The organism is Vibrio injensis, from assembly GCF_001895205.1.
GTDB lineage: Bacteria > Pseudomonadota > Gammaproteobacteria > Enterobacterales > Vibrionaceae > Vibrio > Vibrio injensis.
In genome coordinates this window covers 1-15,082 of record NZ_BDJF01000011.1, presented here as the reverse complement: position 1 = coordinate 15,082, position 15,082 = coordinate 1, and the positions used below count along the sequence as shown (strand labels likewise).

14 protein-coding genes and 1 riboswitch are annotated in these 15,082 nt (G+C 43.7%); of the genes, 5 read left to right on the top strand and 9 right to left on the bottom strand.

Going from position 1 to position 15,082, the window contains the following annotated elements:
* Positions 1-108 precede the first annotated feature (108 nt).
* Both BSR11_RS03415 and BSR11_RS03410 read left to right on the top strand, forming a co-directional pair.
* The gene (locus tag BSR11_RS03415; RefSeq protein ID WP_072669088.1) at positions 109-1,167 is read left to right on the top strand and encodes a 3-deoxy-7-phosphoheptulonate synthase; all 1,059 of its coding nucleotides are present in this window, start codon (positions 109-111) and stop codon (positions 1,165-1,167) included.
* A 17-nt stretch (positions 1,168-1,184) separates the two neighbouring features.
* Entirely contained in the window at positions 1,185-1,667 is a 483-nt protein-coding gene (locus BSR11_RS03410) for a YajQ family cyclic di-GMP-binding protein (protein ID WP_072669087.1), read from the top strand.
* A 60-nt stretch (positions 1,668-1,727) separates the two neighbouring features.
* Here the strand turns inward: BSR11_RS03410 and BSR11_RS03405 are convergent, their stop codons facing one another.
* Together BSR11_RS03405 and BSR11_RS17250 are read right to left on the bottom strand one after the other, a co-directional pair.
* On the bottom strand, positions 1,728-2,459 hold the full coding sequence (locus BSR11_RS03405; RefSeq protein WP_072669086.1) for a chromosome partitioning protein ParA: 732 nt from the start codon (positions 2,457-2,459) through the stop codon (positions 1,728-1,730).
* 19 nt (positions 2,460-2,478) lie between these two features.
* The gene (locus BSR11_RS17250) at positions 2,479-2,637 is read right to left on the bottom strand and encodes a hypothetical protein (RefSeq protein ID WP_167363644.1); all 159 of its coding nucleotides are present in this window, start codon (positions 2,635-2,637) and stop codon (positions 2,479-2,481) included.
* 438 nt (positions 2,638-3,075) lie between these two features.
* A riboswitch (glycine riboswitch) is annotated at positions 3,076-3,180 on the top strand.
* 185 nt (positions 3,181-3,365) lie between these two features.
* On the opposite strand from BSR11_RS17250, the gene BSR11_RS03400 reads away from it, so the two are divergent.
* Complete coding sequence (locus BSR11_RS03400; RefSeq protein WP_072669085.1) at positions 3,366-4,739, top strand: alanine/glycine:cation symporter family protein; 1,374 nt, start codon at positions 3,366-3,368, stop codon at positions 4,737-4,739.
* A gap of 92 nt (positions 4,740-4,831) precedes the next feature.
* On the opposite strand, the gene BSR11_RS03395 is transcribed toward BSR11_RS03400, so the two are convergent.
* From BSR11_RS03395 to BSR11_RS03380, 4 genes are all read right to left on the bottom strand, one after another.
* The gene (locus BSR11_RS03395) at positions 4,832-5,467 is read right to left on the bottom strand and encodes a LysE family translocator (RefSeq protein ID WP_072669084.1); all 636 of its coding nucleotides are present in this window, start codon (positions 5,465-5,467) and stop codon (positions 4,832-4,834) included.
* A gap of 192 nt (positions 5,468-5,659) precedes the next feature.
* On the bottom strand, positions 5,660-6,670 hold the full coding sequence (locus BSR11_RS03390) for an ArsA family ATPase (RefSeq protein WP_208604768.1): 1,011 nt from the start codon (positions 6,668-6,670) through the stop codon (positions 5,660-5,662).
* A 49-nt stretch (positions 6,671-6,719) separates the two neighbouring features.
* A complete protein-coding gene (locus BSR11_RS03385; RefSeq protein WP_072669082.1) occupies positions 6,720-6,992 on the bottom strand; it encodes a cory-CC-star protein in 273 nt (90 codons plus the stop codon).
* Positions 6,979-8,664 carry a carbon starvation CstA family protein gene (locus BSR11_RS03380; RefSeq protein ID WP_072669081.1) on the bottom strand — a complete coding sequence of 562 codons (1,686 nt, stop codon included), beginning with the start codon at positions 8,662-8,664 and terminating at the stop codon, positions 6,979-6,981. The genes BSR11_RS03385 and BSR11_RS03380 overlap by 14 nt, the downstream gene beginning before the upstream one ends.
* 429 nt (positions 8,665-9,093) lie before the next feature.
* Between BSR11_RS03380 and BSR11_RS03375 the strand changes: the two genes are divergently transcribed.
* Positions 9,094-10,575, top strand: coding sequence for a carboxypeptidase M32 (locus tag BSR11_RS03375; protein WP_072669080.1), 1,482 nt, complete (start codon positions 9,094-9,096; stop codon positions 10,573-10,575).
* An 81-nt stretch (positions 10,576-10,656) separates the two neighbouring features.
* On the opposite strand, the gene BSR11_RS03370 is transcribed toward BSR11_RS03375, so the two are convergent.
* Positions 10,657-11,214, bottom strand: a complete 558-nt coding sequence (locus BSR11_RS03370) for a sugar O-acetyltransferase (protein WP_072669079.1) — start codon at positions 11,212-11,214, stop codon at positions 10,657-10,659.
* A 502-nt stretch (positions 11,215-11,716) separates the two neighbouring features.
* Between BSR11_RS03370 and BSR11_RS03365 the strand changes: the two genes are divergently transcribed.
* Positions 11,717-13,048 carry an alpha/beta fold hydrolase gene (locus tag BSR11_RS03365; protein WP_072669078.1) on the top strand — a complete coding sequence of 444 codons (1,332 nt, stop codon included), beginning with the start codon at positions 11,717-11,719 and terminating at the stop codon, positions 13,046-13,048.
* Positions 13,049-13,124: 76 nt separating this feature from the next.
* Here BSR11_RS03365 and BSR11_RS03360 read toward each other — a convergent pair whose 3' ends face one another.
* Both BSR11_RS03360 and BSR11_RS03355 read right to left on the bottom strand, forming a co-directional pair.
* On the bottom strand, positions 13,125-14,159 hold the full coding sequence (locus BSR11_RS03360) for a cytosolic protein (RefSeq protein ID WP_072669077.1): 1,035 nt from the start codon (positions 14,157-14,159) through the stop codon (positions 13,125-13,127).
* A 60-nt stretch (positions 14,160-14,219) separates the two neighbouring features.
* Entirely contained in the window at positions 14,220-15,002 is a 783-nt protein-coding gene (locus tag BSR11_RS03355) for a cytosolic protein (RefSeq protein ID WP_072669076.1), read from the bottom strand.
* Positions 15,003-15,082: the final 80 nt, after the last annotated feature.

The window sequence follows — 15,082 nt, the reverse complement described above, 5'->3', positions numbered from 1 at the left end:
AAAAAATCACCTTTACAGTTTTCATCATCCACATTTCTGCTAAGTGGTTTATTCTCTGGGTTAAATTCGTTATCTTTAGCGCTTCGCAATAAAAAAATAGGCAATATGATGCCATTAAAAACTGATGAATTAAGAACTCAAGCCCTTGGCCCAATGCCAACGCCGGCTGAATTAAGCCTTGCACATCCGGTTACCGATGAGGTTGCCGAGCGCATCGCTCACTCACGTCAACAAATTGAACAAATCCTATCAGGTCAAGATGATCGTTTATTGGTGATAGTCGGCCCCTGCTCTGTGCATGATACCCATGCAGCACTAGAATACGCACGTCGATTAAGCGCAATACAACAACAGTATAGTGAACAACTGTTCATTGTCATGCGTACCTATTTTGAAAAACCACGCACCGTGGTTGGCTGGAAAGGTTTGATCACCGATCCTAATTTAGATGGCTCCTACGCGTTGGAAGCGGGCTTAAACAAAGCACGCCAATTATTACTCGATATCAATAAACTCGGATTGGCAACCGCGACCGAATTTCTCGATATGATCACGGGGCAATATATCGCCGACCTTATTAGTTGGGGAGCAATTGGAGCGCGCACAACAGAATCGCAAATTCACCGAGAAATGGCCTCCGCTCTTTCCTGCCCTGTCGGTTTTAAAAATGGCACTAATGGTAACGTCAAAATTGCTATTGATGCGATTCGCGCAGCTCACGCCTTACACTATTTCTATTCGCCCGATAAAAATGGGCGCATGACCGTCTATCGCACCAGCGGTAATCCATATGGACACGTCATTTTACGTGGTGGTGAAAGTGGTCCTAACTTTGACATCGATTCAATTAATAGCGCCTGTGCTCAGTTGGCTGAATTTAATTTACCTGAACGATTAGTGGTTGATTTTAGCCATGCTAATTGTCAAAAACAGCATCGTAAGCAGCTTGAGGTTGCTGAAGAAATTTGTCGTCAAATTGAATCCGGTAGCCATAAGGTAGCGGGTATTATGGCTGAAAGTTTTCTCATCGAAGGCAATCAGTCCATGTGTGATTTAACTAATTTAACTTATGGTCAGTCGATTACTGATCCTTGTTTAAGCTGGGATGATACGGCAACCATGATTACTCGCCTGGCTCAAGCAATAACCACTCGACGTGCTCAATAAGATAAGGAATTTTCATTATGCCTTCTTTTGATATTGTTTCAGAAGTTGATACTGTAGAACTACGTAATGCGGTAGATAACTCTAATCGTGAACTCGCCACGCGTTTTGATTTTCGTAATGTCGACGCCAGTTTCGAACTTAAAGACGAAACAGTGAAATTGGCCGCTGAAGATGATTTTCAACTTAATCAAATGTTGGATATCCTGCGCGGCAATTTAGCCAAACGCGGTGTTGATGCACGATCTATGGAGCTAAAAGACTCAGTTCATTCAGGTAAAAACTGGTACAAGGATGTTGTATTTAAACAAGGAATCGAATCATTACTGGCCAAGAAAGTGGTCAAGATGATCAAAGACGCCAAGCTCAAGGTACAAGCCTCTATTCAAGGCGATAAAATTCGAGTCAGCGGTAAAAAACGCGATGATTTACAAACGGTGATCGCCTTTTTAAAAGACAGCAACCTAGAACAACCTTTCCAGTATAATAACTTTCGTGAATAACTAAAAATCCAGCCTCTATCAATATAGAGGCTGGATTTTTCGGTCTTTGACCGTATGATGCTACAAACCTATTTCAGCCGATAATGATTTGATTTCTTGTAAATCCAGTTGATGAACTCGCAGCATTTGTTCCACTTGACTTAATCTTGAACTCGCTGCATCTTGCCTATCACAAGCATCGGATTTTGCATCCCAAGATTGGCCTTTTAAATAAACATCACACTCTTTTTTCAAGATGGGCAAGGCTTCCTGCAACTGCTTTTGCTCTTTTTGTAGTTGTTCAACTTCTTGCTTAATCTTTAGCTCTTTTTGAAATAACTCTCGTGAACGCTCAAAAAGTATCGATTGCATATCAGCCTGACGATGTAAACGTGCATTTTGCTCATCAGCACTTTGCAATGCATGGTTTTGCTTTGCTAATTGCTGATCCAACGATAAGTTAACTTTTTCTAACTCTGCTATTTGTTTTTCTAATTGATCTAGCTGCTCTTGATATTGGCTTTTTTGCTGATCAAGATGCTCTTGTAATTTAGCTTGCCACTCTTGCTCTTGTTGCTCTGTTTGTTGAGCGCTTTGTTCTTTTAATGCGTTAGCATTGTCTTGTAATGCTTGTACATTGACCTGCAAACCAGCATAAGCCGACTGCCATTTAGTCTCCGTCACTGACGAACCGACTAATCCCCCTAATGCTAACCCTAGTGCTGCCGCTAACCCGATATAAAGATAACTGCGTTTGTCACGCTGTTCGATGACGACAACATCTTGATCCTCATCTGCTTTTTTTTGATTCACATTGACTCCCAATTTAGCATCAGCGAATTAATTCAGTAACCACAAGCGAAGCGGTATAAAGAGCAAAAGCCGATAATAAAACAATCACCACCCACTTTTGAAGCTTCTCATTAGTTCCATAGCGGATTAAAAGAAAAGCAAGAACAATCAATACCCCAATAAAAATTAATCTGGTCATAGTATGCTCCGGTTTTATTTTGCCTACTTCAATAATATGCGGTAAGACAAGTGTAGCTCTCAAGCCAGTTGCTGCTTGCTATTTTATACCATTTATCAGCCTAAATGGGTCAAAGAAAAATGAATTAACCTGCTGTTATGTCAATAATTTAATTCGATCCACATTGACGACGGCGCTTTTTCGAACAACGCGACCTTTTTGCTCTTAATCACCTTATCAATCCCAAATCATTTACCATTAAATTTGTAGATGACATCACACTTTATTTTGGTTAGTATCGCCAAGCAAATTATTGTAACACTAGATAATTGTTCCGTTGAAGACAGCAGGAGAGTGGTTATTAACTAAACTACAACACTTAGTTAACTATACCCGCCGAAGAAGTAAATCTTTCAGGTGCTTTATTCTTTTTTGAAGATAAAAGCGAGGACTGTTGTTGGAGGAACCTCTGGAGAGAACCGTTCAATCGGTCGCCGAAGGAGCAAGCTGTGCTGGATACATCAGTACAGTGAAACTCTCAGGCAAAAGGACAGAGGAGTGAAAGGTTTTATGATTCTAAGCCTTATGGCTTTGCTCATTTTGCTTAATACAATGCTGAACATGGCGGTTACCACGGGTATCGTGACATGGTTTTCTTGTGCGTTGCTTTTTCGCTGTGAGTTTGACTGAATATATTTATTCAGCCCCCTTTCCTCTTCTCCTTATGTTGACACTATTAAGGGGAAATAATGACCAATCTACAAACACTGCTACAAACTATTGACCACTTTATTTGGGGTCCACCACTGCTTATCCTCCTAGTGGGAACCGGAATCTATTTTACGTTTCGCCTAGGCTTACTTCAGTTTCGCTACTTACCCTCTGCTATCAAAATGGTGTTCAGTAAAGAGCCCGATGATAAACAAGGTGATGTATCCAGCTTTGCTGCACTATGTACAGCACTTTCTGCCACCATAGGTACTGGTAATATTGTTGGCGTCGCAACCGCAATCAAATTAGGGGGGCCTGGTGCACTCTTTTGGATGTGGTTAGCGGCTTTGTTTGGTATGGCGACCAAATACGCAGAATGTCTACTCGCCGTTAAATACCGTAAAGTCGATGACAAAGGACAGATGGTTGGCGGACCGATGTATTATCTGCGTGATGGAGTTGGGTCAAACACGTTAGCGATTTTATTTGCGGTTTTTGCACTTGGTGTCGCCTGTTTTGGGATCGGTACTTTTCCACAAGTTAATGCCATTTTAGACGCGACTCAAATTTCTTTTGGCGTGCCACGAGAGATGCCCGCTGTCGTACTGACCATCCTTGTTGCTTTCGTCACTGTCGGTGGTATCCAATCCATCGCTAAGGTCGCAGGTAAAGTCGTACCTATCATGGCGCTTTTTTATGTTGTTGCGTGTTTAAGTGTCATCATCAGTAATGGTGACAAACTACTAGAAGCGATTCAACTGGTGCTGGTTTCCGCCTTTACGCCAACCGCAGCGAGCGGCGGATTTTTAGGCGCCAGTATTATGTTGGCAATTCAGTCGGGGATTGCACGTGGTGTATTTTCCAACGAATCCGGCTTAGGCAGTGCGCCAATGGCGGCAGCGGCAGCAAAAACAGACTCTTGTGTTAAACAGGGTCTGATTTCGATGACAGGCACCTTCTTTGATACGATCATCATTTGTACCATGACGGGTCTAGCCTTGATTTTAACTGGTGCATGGCAAAGCGATTTTTCGGGCGCAGCGATGACAACGCATGCCTTTGCCACGGGGCTTAATGCCCAGACGCTTGGACCATTACTGGTTTCTGTTGGATTGATCTTTTTCGCTTTTACAACGATTTTAGGTTGGAATTATTATGGTGAGCGCTGCGTAGTCTTCTTATGGGGAACCAAGGCTGTGCTGCCTTATAAAGTGATTTTTATCGGATTAATTGCTTCCGGCGCCTTTTTACATCTTGATTTAATCTGGATTATTGCCGATATCGTTAATGGCTTGATGGCGATCCCTAACCTGATTGGCTTAATCGCTTTACGTCATGTCGTGATTGCTGAAACTAAACTCTATTTTGAAGCGCAATTACCAGCGTTAACCACCATTAAAGTCAAAGCCTAGTTTACTCTTTTTACTGCTACGATTAACTTTAACAATAAAACAACAAAGGGCTTGAGATATTCTCAAGCCCTTTGTTGTTCAAAAATTAATGGCTACTCAATGTCATCCGTCATTAATTTAAAGCCTAATCCGACCAAAACCACCCCGGTTGTCCCTTCCATCCAACGCATAAATGCACTATTTTTCAGTAAATTTTTTGCCGAACTCAACGTTCCAGCCAACCCACACTGCCAAAGCATTGCAATCACAAAATGAATCGCAGCCATTAATAACGACTGTAAAAGCGGCGAATGTTCGGGATTAATAAACTGCGGCAAAAAAGCCAAGTAAAACACCGCCGTTTTCGGGTTTAATACGTTAGAGAGAAAACCTTCACGTAGTGAACGACGAACATTTAACTGTGCATGTTGCAAAGTCACAATGTCAACACCACTCGGTGATTTTGCTAAAGCACGCAAACTCGACAACCCCAGCCAGATCAAATAAGCCGCACCAACCATTTTCATCAATTGAAATAACTCGGCAGATTGAGTCAGAATCGCCGAAATGCCTATCGCGGAAAACGTAGCGTGAACGAATAAACCGACGCAGATCCCCAAACTGGTCACGCAACCATCCGCCATCCCCGCTCGCGAGGTATTACGGATCACTAACGCGGTATCTAAACCCGGCGTTAAGGTTAAAATGGTTATCGCAATTAAAAACGCTTCAAAATTCTGAATATACATAATCTCTCACACCAGTCATCAATAACAAATGCGTAGAGACAGTGAGCCAGTGATGAACATCACCGATACTCTGCCTTCCCTAGCCATCATTGTGATGCTGAATAGCTGAACGATTCAGATCACAAAATCGTTATACCTGAGAGTGAATCACTTGTCTGTAATATTTTTTTACTTTTTACGCACTTTAGGGATTTAAAAACCGGCTTCACTAAAACGCTCACTCAAGGCAAGTAACTGCTCAACCCCTTGTATATCAGTAGCTTGTAAAGGAATCGGATAACGATTGAGATGAGCAAACTGGCGATTAATCTCTTGTAAATGCTGTTTTTCTTGCTCTCGGCGCTGAGCTAAGAAAGTGCCATCGGCTTCGATGGGTAAAATACGATTAATAACGATACCTGCCACCGGTAGTTTTTCCTCACTGAGTGCTTGTACGGCACGCACGGTTTCTAATATTGGCAGTTTTTCTGGCGTCAGCACAAATAGAATCGAAGTCATGCTGCTATCGAGAAATGTCTCACGTGTACGCTGTAATAAACGTTGGCGATTGAGTAAAATTTCCGCAATCGCCTTATGTCGCTCATCAAGACCATTGGTGGCATGCTCTTCTGGGCTGACCAAAGGGTTAGCAATATCTTTGCCTGCTCTCGGTGTTAAGTGATCAAGCACCTTGCCAAATTTATCCGATTGTTGATTACTCTTGAGCAGCCCTTGTGTCCAAGCCGCCATCGCTTCCGGTAAAGCCAGTAAACGCAAAGTGTGGCCAGTGGGCGCGGTATCAAAAATCACCAAATCATAGTGCTGCAAGCCATGCTCTAATGTACGAGCTATGCATTCCAATAACGCCGCTTCTTGCGCTCCAGGCGATTGACCCGTTAAACGAATTTGCCGTTCAACAGCCCCATACAACTCGGGGCGGGTAAAACGCTTTAACTGACTGATCACCTGCTCAAGGTGACGAACCACCTCTTCATCGGGATCAATTTCTAACCCATCGACATTGGGAGCTATACGAGTGATTTTATCGCCAATGGGGCGATCAAAAGCATCGGCTAAGCTGTGCGCAGGATCAGTTGAGACGACTAAGACTTTGCGCCCTCTTTCTGCCGCAAGTAACGCTAAGGTCGCAGAGGTAGTGGTTTTTCCTACTCCACCTTTACCACCCACTAAGATCACCCGTTGAGTGTTGAGTAATAACGACACAACTCTTTCCTCTCGATTAAATATCTGTGATTGCATGATGGCCCAGAACTCAGCAACAACGAAACTGATCTAAGGGCGAATGAGGCATGCCCATGCGCAGATGCCAATCATGAAAACGCTCCATTAATAACGGTTGTAATTCAAGTGTGTAATAACTGGCGGGATTAGGCACGCCCATCATTTCCGAGAAAATCAACAACATAAACAAATCGTCTTGCTCGCGCTTAGCGCGAGCAATAGCCGAACGATACGGCGCATTATAAATTTCTTCTGCGTAATGATTAGCGAGCTTAAAACAAGCACGGATCTTACTCAGTTTCATTTATCGTTGCCTCTTTCTTACTTTTAATCAATTTGTTCAAAGCAGAAGCGCACTCTAAGGTAATCAAGATTGCGGCAATAAGTACGATAATATCGAGTGTGAACAAGAACCAATCTTGCTTATCGTAAAAACTTTTTAATTGGATCAATAAACCTAAGGTGGTCATGATCAGTAAAAAGACCAAAGGAACTAAGGTGTAGTACATCGGACGCCCTAAACGCACCAACATCACGGTAATCACCAATAGTGTTAAGCCTGCTAACAACTGGTTAGTGGTACCAAATAACGGCCAAATCAGTAGACCACCAGAGCCGTCACCACCAGCACCAAAGGCGAGTAACACACATGAACCGACCGCGAGCAAGGTTGCTGGCAGGGCTTTTTGCATCCAACTTATGTTATAAATGTTGCCCCATTCTTGGAAAATATAGCGCTGCAGACGTAGGCCAGTATCCATGGTCGTGCCAGCAAACAAAACCACCATCACAGTTAATAATGTTTGTGACAGCGTGGTATCTAATCCCAAACCTTGCTGTAAGATATTAGCTCCGCCATTAATAAACGCGCCCACGCCACCTTGACCAAAGCCATGATAAACCGCTTGCCAATCAGCTAAAGTCGCAAAACCTGCGGTGGCCGCAATGATCGCCGCTAACGCTAAAGAACCTTCACCAATCGCGCCAAAGTAACCAACAAAACGGACATCCGGTTCTTTATCTAACTGTTTCGACGTGGTGCCACTTGCCACTAGACCGTGGAAACCAGAAATCGCGCCACAAGCAATGGTCACAAACAGCAATGGGATCAGTGATGGCGTCCCCTCTGGTAAATTGGTGTTGAACGCTGGAGCCACCACATCAGGACCGGCGAATAAAACCGCCCCGTAAACTAAAAACAAACCGATGAATAATTGAATACCGTTAATATAATCCCTTGGCTGCAGTAACATCCAAACTGGTAATAAAGAAGCGATAGCTGCATAGGCAAACAGAATGATGATCCAGCTCTGTGTAGGATTCAAACCCATCAAAGTATCAGGTAAAGAAAGTGGCATCATAGGGCCAACATAAATCATTGCATATAGAGCAATGACTCCTAGTAGTGAGACCATCGCAAGCCCGATATAACGACGATAAATCAACTGACCAATCACCAACGCAACCAAAATGGCTCCCCACACAGGGATAGTCGCACTGGGAAAGCTGATTAACTGACGGGCAATGACCACTGCGAATACCGCATTGACCATCAGTAGTACAAGGAAGATAACGATCATAAACAGACTGCGTGCACGAGGACCGATAATATCGCCAGTTAACGCACCGACCGATTTTGCTTTATTACGGTTACTGGCCCAAATCGCTCCCGCATCGTGTACCCCAGCAAAGAAAATCGTGCCAAAAACGACCCAGATAAAGGCTGGAACCCAGCCCCAAATCACGGCAATGGCAGGACCAATAATCGGTGCAGCCCCAGCAACCGATGTAAAATGATGCCCCCATAAGACGTATTTATTGGTTGGTACATAATCGATACCATCATTCATTTCATGGGCGGGGGTTCGAAAATGCGGGTCGACTTTAAAAATTTTTTCACAAATAAATTTCGAATAAAAAATGTAACCCAGCGCCATGGCACCTAAGCCCATCAGCATCAGGAATATTGCATTCATGTCTACCTCCACTGTAGCGTTCATTATTGTTATGCACGAAAAGATAGTAATACCTTTACATTCACCTCAGAAATAAAAACACAACAAATTTGAACATCTTCGCAACCTATTTGTACTATTAGTGAGCCACTTCTCAGTTAATTTTTTCTCGTTGACATTAAGCTCTTCCATATAACCTACACAGAACTGGCTAAGGAAAATAATAGATAACGTATGTAAATCAAGACTTCAGACAGAAGACAGTGACGGATCATCAACTAGGGATAGAAATTTAGCGCGTATCAGACTCATTAATTGAGCTTAAACAACAACGATTAGCCAGCACAGTCAGAATCCCCTATTCTATAGACTCTGTTTTCTAGCACTGCAAATCAAGGCTCCACGTATTCTCCGTCGTGAGCCAAAGCATCATCGAATAAGGAAATCAACATGGCTTTTACCGCTCTGATTGAACATTTTAAAAAAATTGCCCATTTTCAACATCTCAGCTCGATTTGTGGCTGGGATCAAGCTGCGGTTATGCCCGCGGGCGGAGCTCAAGCTCGCTCCGAAGCGATGGCACAATTATCCGTTCATATTCATCAGTTACTGACCGAGCCGCAACTGGCCGAGTGGTTCGCTCGCAGCCAAGAACAACTCCAAACCGCAGAGCAAAAAGCCACTTGGCGAGAAATGCATCGTCAATGGCAACTGGCCAATGCACTACCAGAATCTTTGGTTAAAGCGCAATCCCTAGCAGGCTCGCAGTGTGAGCACGCTTGGCGCAGTCAACGTAAAAATAACGACTGGACTGGTTTTGAAAAAAATTGGGCCGAAGTAGTCAAACTGTCTCAAGAAGAAGCGCAAATTCGAGCAGATATCACCGACTTAAGCCGCTACGATGCCATGCTTGATCTCTATGAACCGGGAACCAATAGCCAAGCGCTGGATAAGGTCTTTACCGATGTAAAAAGCTGGTTACCAAGCTTAATTGAGCAAGTCTTAGAAAAACAGCGCAGTGAGCAAGTCATTCTCCCTAAAGCCCATTACCCAGCCAGTGAACAAAAAAAACTTGGCTTAGAGGTCATGAAACTGCTGCAATTTGATTTTAACCATGGCCGATTAGATCAAAGCACACATCCATTCTGCGGCGGCGTACCGAGTGATGTACGGATCACCACCCGCTATAATGAAGCTGAGTTTACTCAATCGTTAATGGGCATTGTCCATGAAACCGGCCATGCGCGTTATGAGCAAGGCTTACCCAAAGCCTTTGCGGGCAATCCGGTTGGTCACGCTCGTTCAATGGGCATTCACGAATCTCAATCGCTATTTTTTGAAATGCAGTTGGGCCGTAGCGCGCCATTTATTGAGCATTTAGCCACTCTAGCTCAGCAACATTTCTCAGCGAATGAAAGTGCCGTGTTCGCCGCTGATAACTTCCAAAAACTCTACACCCGTGTGGAAAAAGGCTTCATTCGCGTTGATGCTGATGAGCTGACTTACCCAGCTCACGTTATCTTACGTTATGAGATTGAACGTGATCTAATGAACGGCCACATCAAGCACACGGATGTACCAGAGTTATGGAATGAAAAAATGGGCGACTATCTTGGCCTTTCCACCGTTGGCAACTATCAAAATGGGTGTATGCAAGATATTCACTGGACAGACGGCAGCTTTGGCTACTTCCCTTCTTATACGCTTGGCGCTATGTATGCCGCGCAATTTATGGCGACGATGAAACAAGGTGTTGATGTAGAAGCAGCGATTGCTCGTAAAGATCTCAGGCCTATCTTTACCTGGTTGAGTGACAATATTTGGAGCAAAGGAAGCCTACTGACAACTGACGAATTGGTGACACAAGCCACAGGCGAGGTACTTAACCCAATACACTTCAAGGCGCATTTAGTGTCGCGTTATTTGGGTTAATCAATCAACGTAGCTAACACCGCTGTCGCTTACGACAGGAAAAAGACAGATCCAAACGGGAGACTTTTCGTCTCCCTATTTTTATTGTTCAACTTGCTTTAATGTCTTGATCCATTTAGCTGGGACACCACCAACCAAAGTGTCAGGAGCAACATCCTTGGTGACAACAGCTCCCGCTGCTACCACTGAACGAGCGCCAATCGTCACGCCTTGGCAAATAACAACATTTCCTCCAATCCAAACATCATCTTCAATGACAATTGGCGCGCACTGAAAAGTCCAACCACGCCGCTGCTGGTAATCGAGCGAATGGGTCGGCGTATAAAATTGGCTATTAGGACCAATTAAAACGTTATTACCAATCGTGATCGGTGCATTATCCAACATCGTCACTCCCATATTGATGTAAGTCTCGCTGCCAATGGAAATGGTTTTCCCGTACTCACAAAAGAACGGCGGGCAAACCACCGTATTATCACCGATCTGCTTGAATAATTTCTCAAGATAGGGCCGAGCCGCAGCAAACTGACGAGAATTTATCTCTTTAAGTAGATCAAAAGCTTGGTTTCTTAGTATCGCAAATTCCGGACTATCTGAATCATGCTCTAAACCTAAGGTCATTTTTTCAAATTCATTCATAAGGCAAGAATTCTCTTTATCAAATCAACTATCTCGGTATAAACGGATCATAAAATCAATTCAAGGAAGTCACCCACACTCTACAGATTGATGACTAAACTCTGACTCGATTGATCATCAGATAAAAATCGCAAAACAAAAAATCAATTGCATTTTGCAAAGCAAACTATGAAACAAAACGATATTAAACTCAAATAAACACCGATTTTATGAGCATTACCCCACATAAAAAGTTGGCACGCTAAATGCTTTATATAGAATGATCCTTTTAAGCCGAGGATCACCTAGCCAACTGACGTTGTTAGTGAATAGATTTTGTTCACATTTTTAGCCAGCCGCCTCTTGCGACTGGCTTTTTTATTTTCTACGTGATTAAGATCAGGTTGACGGACGCAGAGGCTTTGAACCGAGCAGAAAACTGCTATACCCTTGCTGATGAATTGAATCATTCGCTAAAAGTGACCCTGTCATTTAAAATAACCATAATCAACAAGGAATCGTGATGCAGCAAGATCTGACTGCTTTTATTGACAATGGCGTGCAGTACACTCCACACTCCTTTACCCTGCCCTTAAACTACAGCGACCCGGATTCAAGCACGATTTCGGTTTTTGCGCGGGCGATTCGTTTAGTCTCTGATAGCGAGCAACAAAAACCTTGGTTGGTGTATTTCCAAGGTGGGCCTGGCTTCCCTGCGCCGCGCCCTAATGGTTTATCTGGCTGGTTAAAACGGGCGCTGCAAGATTATCAAGTACTGCTTCTTGACCAGCGTGGCACGGGTAATAGCTCGGTGATCTCCCACCAAACCTTATCCACCATGAACGCAGCTCAACAAGCCGAATATTTATGTCATTTCCGTGCTGATAATATCGTGCGCGACGCAGAAGCCATTCGTGAAGCGCTCGGAGTGAAGCAATGGGTGATTTTAGGGCAAAGCTTCGGTGGTTTTTGCTCGCTTACTTATTTATCTCTCTATCCAGAGAGTTTAAAACGCGCCTACATTACCGGTGGCGTACCCTCGCTCACCGCTCATGCTGATGAAGTGTACCGCGCGACGTTTGCTCGTACTTTGGAGAAAAACCACGCCTTTTTTGCTCAGTTCCCCCAAGCGCAAACCTTATGTCAGCGTATTGCTAATCATCTGCTTAACCATCAGGTTCACTTACCCAATGGCCAACTATTTACTGTTGAACAGTTTCAGCAGATCGGCATCAACTTTGGTATGAGTGACAGTTTTCTGCCCACTTATTACCTACTGGAAAACGCGTTGATCACGGTCGATGGACAAGAAGTCTTGAGCTATGAGTTTCTTCATCAGATGCTTATGCAACAAGCATTTCAAACTAACCCTATTTACGCCATTTTGCATGAGTCGATTTACTGTCAGCACAGCGCTTCAAATTGGTCCGCGCAACGCATTCGCCAAGAGTATCAAGTCTTTGATTACCAGCCGAATCAGACTTTCTTATTTACCGGTGAAATGGTTTTCCCTTGGATGTTCGAACAATACGCTTGCTTAAAACCACTGCAAGCGGCAGCACAGCAACTGGCCGCCAAAAATGATTGGCCTGCACTGTATCATCCGCAAGTGCTAGCGCAAAATAAGGTGCCGATCACTTGCGCGGTTTACGCTGATGACATGTTTGTTGATATGGATATTAGCCGCGCGACCCTGAAGCAAATAGCAAACTCAACCGAGTGGATCACCAATGAGTATGAGCACAACGGACTTCGCGCCGATGGCGAGCGAATTTTAGATAAATTAATCACCATGGGCGACCAAATCGCTGCAAATATTGACGCTCAAAAAACGAATGGCTTAATGGCGGTTTAAGCCTGAAATTAACTTTCGTGACATCCAGATCATAAAAAGCGCCGTTGGCGCTTTTTTCTGTCAACTAAACCAGCATTTAGCAAAGCAGTTGCTGCAATTTATATTCAACCATAGGATCGCCGGGCACGATTTGTTGCGCAAGCTCCAATAGCTGTACTGCATCTTGTGGGTTTTCATCCTGATGCTTGACGGCAATATCCAGCAAAGGCTGAATATCAATACTCGTTTGATGTTCCTTAATATGCGCTTTCTTCTCAGCCATTAAGGCATGATGAGCGGTACTCAGCAACCCTAAACGATGCCTAGAATTTGCATTAGCTTTATTCAGGCACTGATAGTAATCCTCTTTAAAGCGCAAAGCCCTGGTTTGATGTCGAAACTGAGCAATATCAATATGTTGATTCTGAATAAAGTCCACCGCCACTTGCTTGTAAAAGCCAAATTGATTCAGATAATTAGCATGAGTTCCGTGCCCCATACCAAACACTCTTAAGTGAGTTAATTGGGCGTAGCGTTTCGCATGCAATCGGTCGATGTGATTCGTCGGGTCGTAAATGATGTACCCCTTCGCATCCCCTAAATCAAGATCGTGATAATCACCTTGCCAATCATATTGCTGTGCCAGTTGGGTGCTCGATCGGTTATCCCAAGGGACAATCTGTTGGTTTTTAGTGCTCACCGGATAAAAAAGCAAAACTTGATTTAGCCTTAATAAATTGGCGAACGCGCCCACCGCAAATCCACCACGACTCAATCCATAGCCTAGTCGAGACTGAAATGGACTCAACAACGTGGACAATTGCTCTAAAAAGAAAATTAAGTTGCGACTACGAAACCAATTACTTTTCCCTAAATGCTGAAAAGCAATAATGTTAACCTCTTGCTTTTGCGCAAGACGATAGCCCCAAGGCGAAAAATTCGAATCTAAGTCCTGTTCCTGTAAATTCGTCCCTGCTGGTGAGAAGGTAAATAACAAGGGTTTATTTAAATCAACAAATTGATATTTCACAAAAATGTCGTCAAGTAAATCCTCACCAGACATCGGTAACTTGGCCTGTTGTTCGTCTTTGGAAAGAGACGCCCATTCATCCAGCCAATACAGTAACTTCATTTATCCTCCATCTAAATTGCATTACGCAATTGTGTTTAAAAATACCGTGTATTTCCCCGCTTATTCGGGCTCTTTCCTCTCTAAAAACCATTGCTGAGATTGTTTATGGCAATCATCAACATCTATCTTTTGTTCGTTGATGAATTGCTCAGCAATAGAGTTATAAAAACGTAACTTTTCAGTATCATCTGAACGAATACCATGTCCCATTCCTGAAATTGGCACATGAACTAACTCTGGGTAACGTTGGGCATGCAGGGCATCAATAGAGTCGGTGGGGTCGTAAATAATATAGCCTTGGGCATCACCTAGGTCTTTATCATGGAATTTCCCCTGCCAATCAAATTTTTGGGCCGCCTCGGTACTGGAACGAGTATCCCAGGGCACCCGATGCTTATTTTTGGTACTTACTGGGTAAAACAGCAGCACATGATTAAGCTGCAATAAATTTGCAAACGCCCCAATCGCAAACCCACCCCGGCTTAAGCCATAACCTAAGCGCAGAGGAAACGGGGTCAGCAATGGCGCAAGTTGCTCAAGGAAATCAATTAAACTCGGACTACGAAACCAGTTCGTCATTCCTAGGTGCTGAAAAGCAATCACATTAACCTGTTGCTGCTGAGCGAAATCATAACCCCAAGGGACATAATCAGCATGCAACTCTTGCTGACGTACATTACTGCCCGAAGGTGAAAATAGAAATAGCAACGGCTGGTCAAGATCCACCAGCTGGTAACGTATAAATACATCATCAATCAGGTTCGAGCCTGTTAACGGTAATCTAGCTTGTAACGCTGGGCGAGAAAGCGATAAAGCTTCATTGAGCCAATACAGTAACTTCATGACTTCCCCGAAGAAAAATTAAACCGCGCACTTTAACAAGAGACTATGGCGTCAAGAGTTAATTTTTGGCGCTGTTTGCA

Excerpts from the sequence above, each read along its gene's own strand:
- BSR11_RS03415 (WP_072669088.1), top strand. The coding sequence starts at position 109 with ATGCCATTAAAAACTGATGAATTAAGAACTCAAGCCCTTGGCCCAATG.
- BSR11_RS03410 (WP_072669087.1), top strand. The coding sequence starts at position 1,185 with ATGCCTTCTTTTGATATTGTTTCAGAAGTTGATACTGTAGAACTACGT.
- BSR11_RS17250 (WP_167363644.1), bottom strand. The coding sequence starts at position 2,637 with ATGACCAGATTAATTTTTATTGGGGTATTGATTGTTCTTGCTTTTCTT.
- BSR11_RS03400 (WP_072669085.1), top strand. The coding sequence starts at position 3,366 with ATGACCAATCTACAAACACTGCTACAAACTATTGACCACTTTATTTGG.
- BSR11_RS03395 (WP_072669084.1), bottom strand. The coding sequence starts at position 5,467 with ATGTATATTCAGAATTTTGAAGCGTTTTTAATTGCGATAACCATTTTA.
- BSR11_RS03385 (WP_072669082.1), bottom strand. The coding sequence starts at position 6,992 with ATGAAACTGAGTAAGATCCGTGCTTGTTTTAAGCTCGCTAATCATTAC.
- BSR11_RS03380 (WP_072669081.1), bottom strand. The coding sequence starts at position 8,664 with ATGAATGCAATATTCCTGATGCTGATGGGCTTAGGTGCCATGGCGCTG.
- BSR11_RS03375 (WP_072669080.1), top strand. The coding sequence starts at position 9,094 with ATGGCTTTTACCGCTCTGATTGAACATTTTAAAAAAATTGCCCATTTT.
- BSR11_RS03370 (WP_072669079.1), bottom strand. The coding sequence starts at position 11,214 with ATGAATGAATTTGAAAAAATGACCTTAGGTTTAGAGCATGATTCAGAT.
- BSR11_RS03365 (WP_072669078.1), top strand. The coding sequence starts at position 11,717 with ATGCAGCAAGATCTGACTGCTTTTATTGACAATGGCGTGCAGTACACT.
- BSR11_RS03360 (WP_072669077.1), bottom strand. The coding sequence starts at position 14,159 with ATGAAGTTACTGTATTGGCTGGATGAATGGGCGTCTCTTTCCAAAGAC.
- BSR11_RS03355 (WP_072669076.1), bottom strand. The coding sequence starts at position 15,002 with ATGAAGTTACTGTATTGGCTCAATGAAGCTTTATCGCTTTCTCGCCCA.